Genomic DNA, 3157 nt, shown 5'->3' on the forward strand with positions numbered 1-3157 from the left:
AACGAAACCCGCGGCCATCATGGCCACGTTGGCGGTGTAGGCATGGCGACGGAACCCGTCGGTCCGGCGCCAGAAGCCCATGGCGATCAGAATGCCGGCGAGCGCCAGCAACTGGCCGATCTCCACCCCGACATTGAAGGCGAGGAGGTTCGGCAGGAGGCCGTCAGGAGCGATCTTGTATTCGAGGATCTTCGTCGAAAGCCCAAAGCCGTGGAACAGCCCGAAGACGAGCGTCGCGGCCTTGGTGTTCGGCTGGAAGCCGAACCAGCGCTGGTAGGCGCCGAGATTGTCGAGAGCCTTGTAGACGACCGAAAGGCCGATGACGGCGTCGATGAGGAACGAGTTGATCCCCACGTTGAAATAGACGCCGAGCAGCATCGTGATCGAATGCCCGAGGGCGAAGAGGCTCACATAGATGCCGATATCCTTGAGGCGGTAGAGGAAGAAGATCACACCCGCCAGGAACAACAGGTGGTCGTAGCCCGTCACCATGTGCTTGGCGCCGAGATAGACAAAGGGGATGAGGTGCACCCCCGTGATCTCCTGGATGTAGCCCTTGTCGCCTTCGGCGACGGCATGGGCGAAGGCCTCGGAGACCCCGAGGGTCGCGAGGCAAAGGGTCAGAAGGGCAAGGCCGAGGTATCTCTGCACAGTGCGTGCAGCCTCAGCCGTCCCTCCGCGATGAGTTCGCATGGGATGATTCCAATTGATGGGAGAACAGCCGACCAGTCGGCCGGCGCCGGATCAGAACGGCGCGGCCGAGCGTGGTGGCCGTTCGAGGGGCCAGGTCACATCAAGTGGGGGCGAGGCGTGAAGCGTCGCGCGGACCGCCACCCGGACAGGCTCAAAAGTGTAGTGTGGTGATTGCGCGAGGCCCAGCGTGACATGGGAATGATCCGGCCCGTGCGGAATGTGCTGGCCGCTCTCTCCGTCATGGTCGTGCGAGTGGGGCTGCCCGTGTCCATGGTCGTTGTCCGACATGGCGATGGCCGCGGCATGGCTCGACCCGGCGCCGCGCCAGAACGCAGGCCCCGACAGGCCGAGTAGGACGGCCAGCATGAGACAGATCAGGCGTCGGGCGCGCAGCGACATCGTCTCCTCTGTGCTGCCGGAGGTCGGCAGGATTGTGGCACGGGTCATCGCCATAGCGCAGCAACACCGACCAGCACCAGCATCGTTCCCGCCAGTCCATCGAGGATACGCCCGGCGGTGTGAATGGACCCACCGAACCGGGCAGCGGCTGCGGTGGCCACCTCGCGCATGGCGACGCTGAGAATGGCGACCAGACCCAAGGGGATCGCGACGCCGAGCATCATGGCAACCGCAAAGGTGAGCCCCACCTCGGGCACGCCGCGTGCGATCGCATAGAACATCACGAACAGGGTGAGCGGACAGGGAATGAGCCCTGCCACCACGCCAACGCCGACGCTGTCCCCATGCCGTTCGTGATCAGGCCCGCGCCAGGCGCGAACCAGCAGCCAAACCCCGATCACGAGCAGCAGGCCGCGGCTGATCAGTTCAAGGGTCGGCGCCTGCCCCGCCCCCGTGATGGTTCGGCGGACCAGGGCTGACGAGGTTACAGCGAGAGCGACCGCCATGCCGACATGGGTTGCCGCCAGCAGGAAGGCGGTGAGGCACGCCTTCGCCACCGCCATGCGGGACCCGATGAGGTAGGTTGCGAGAACCGTCTTGCCGTGCCCCGGCGTCATGGCATGCGCCGCGCCGAAGGCGATGCCCAGCGGCAGGACGGCCGCCAGCGCCGCCCAGTCCCTCTGGCCGGCAAAGGCCGCGATCTCGGCCGACAGGAACTGCCGTATCCACGACTGCAGGTCGATGAGGGCGGCCCAGAGGCCGCTGATGCTGCTCAATAAGGCACTCCCCGGTTCTTCGAGCGTTGCTATATCCTCCCCGGGGGGATAGGCATAGCCCATGAGCGGACACATTCACGCGCACCATGCCGACATCGCCAAGCGCCTGAAGCGCGCCGAGGGACACCTGCGGAAGGTCATCGCCATGATCGAGGAGGAGAAGCCCTGCCTCGACATCGCGCAGCAGCTTCACGCTGTGGAGAGGGCCATCACGCAGGCCAAGAAGACGCTGATCCAGGACCATCTCGACCATTGCCTCGAAGCGACCGTCGGCGAGGTCGGGGCGAGCCAGCGCAAGCCGATCGACGAGTTCAAGCAGATCACGAAGTACCTGTGATGATCGCTGTCCTCCAGAACCTCACCTATCGCCGCCTGTTCCTCGCCCAGGTCGTGGCCCTGATCGGCACGGGACTGGCGACGGTGGCGCTCGGCCTGCTCGCCTTCTCGCTGGCCGGCGCCAATGCCGGGGCGGTGCTGGGAACCGCGCTCGCCATCAAGATGATCGCCTACGTCACCGTGGCGCCGATCGCCTCGGCCTTCGCCGAGCGCGTGCCGCGGCGGGCCATGCTGGTGACGCTCGACCTGGTGCGGGCGGGCGTCGCGGTCCTCCTCCCCTTCGTCACCGAGATCTGGCAGGTCTATGTCCTGATCTTCGTGCTGCAATCAGCCTCGGCCGCCTTCACCCCGACCTTCCAGGCGACCATTCCCGACATCCTGCCGGACGAGAAGGACTACACCCGTGCCCTCTCGCTCTCGCGGCTAGCTTACGACCTGGAAAGCGTCGCAAGCCCGATGCTCGCGGCCCTCCTCCTGGTGTTCATCTCGTTCCACAACCTGTTCGCCGGCACGGTGATCGGCTTGCTAATCTCGGCCGCTCTCGTCATGTCGGTGGCGCTGCCGAGCCCGAAGCCGTCGAAACCCCGCGGCATCTACGACCGCACGACGCGGGGCATCCGCATCTATCTCGCCACCCCGCGCCTCCGAGGACTTTTGGCCATCAACCTTGCCGTGGCCATGGCCGGCGCGCTCGTCATCGTCAACACCGTGGTCTATGTGCAGGCGACCTTCGGGCTCGACCAACAGAGCACCGCGCTTGCGCTTGCAGCCTTCGGGGCAGGCTCCATGGTTGCGGCACTGGCTCTGCCGAGCCTCCTCGAACGGGTTGCGGACCGGACCGTCATGCTGGCCGGCGCCGGGCTGCTGACTGTGGGAACACTGGCGGCTGCCGCGGTCCCGTCCTATGCCCTGCTCCTGCCGCTCTGGTTCCTCCTCGGCATCGGCTATTCCAC

Annotated in this window: 5 protein-coding genes; 2 read left to right on the forward strand and 3 right to left on the reverse strand. The window is 66.0% G+C overall.

Annotated elements, in window-relative coordinates; genetic code table 11:
- The 3 genes from ACJ4V0_RS21395 to ACJ4V0_RS21405 all read right to left on the reverse strand — a co-directional run.
- Window positions 1-693, reverse strand: a 693-nt coding sequence (locus tag ACJ4V0_RS21395) for a HupE/UreJ family protein (RefSeq protein ID WP_448301630.1), incomplete at its 3' end; no start/stop codon positions are given.
- Between the two features lie 51 nt (window positions 694-744).
- Window positions 745-1140, reverse strand: coding sequence for a hypothetical protein (locus tag ACJ4V0_RS21400; protein WP_448301631.1), 396 nt, complete (start codon window positions 1138-1140; stop codon window positions 745-747).
- Window positions 1137-1868: a HoxN/HupN/NixA family nickel/cobalt transporter gene (locus ACJ4V0_RS21405; protein WP_448301632.1), complete on the reverse strand. Its 732-nt coding sequence runs from the start codon at window positions 1866-1868 to the stop codon at window positions 1137-1139. The genes ACJ4V0_RS21400 and ACJ4V0_RS21405 overlap by 4 nt, the downstream gene beginning before the upstream one ends.
- 61 nt (window positions 1869-1929) lie before the next feature.
- Here ACJ4V0_RS21405 and ACJ4V0_RS21410 point away from each other — a divergent pair, with 61 nt between their 5' ends.
- The gene (locus ACJ4V0_RS21410) at window positions 1930-2205 is read left to right on the forward strand and encodes a metal-sensing transcriptional repressor (protein WP_448301633.1); all 276 of its coding nucleotides are present in this window, start codon (window positions 1930-1932) and stop codon (window positions 2203-2205) included.
- Window positions 2205-3157: MFS transporter (locus ACJ4V0_RS21415; RefSeq protein ID WP_448301634.1), on the forward strand; the 953-nt coding region annotated here is incomplete at its 3' end. The genes ACJ4V0_RS21410 and ACJ4V0_RS21415, both read left to right, overlap by 1 nt.

The sequence above is a fragment of the Phreatobacter aquiterrae genome (genome assembly GCF_053471285.1).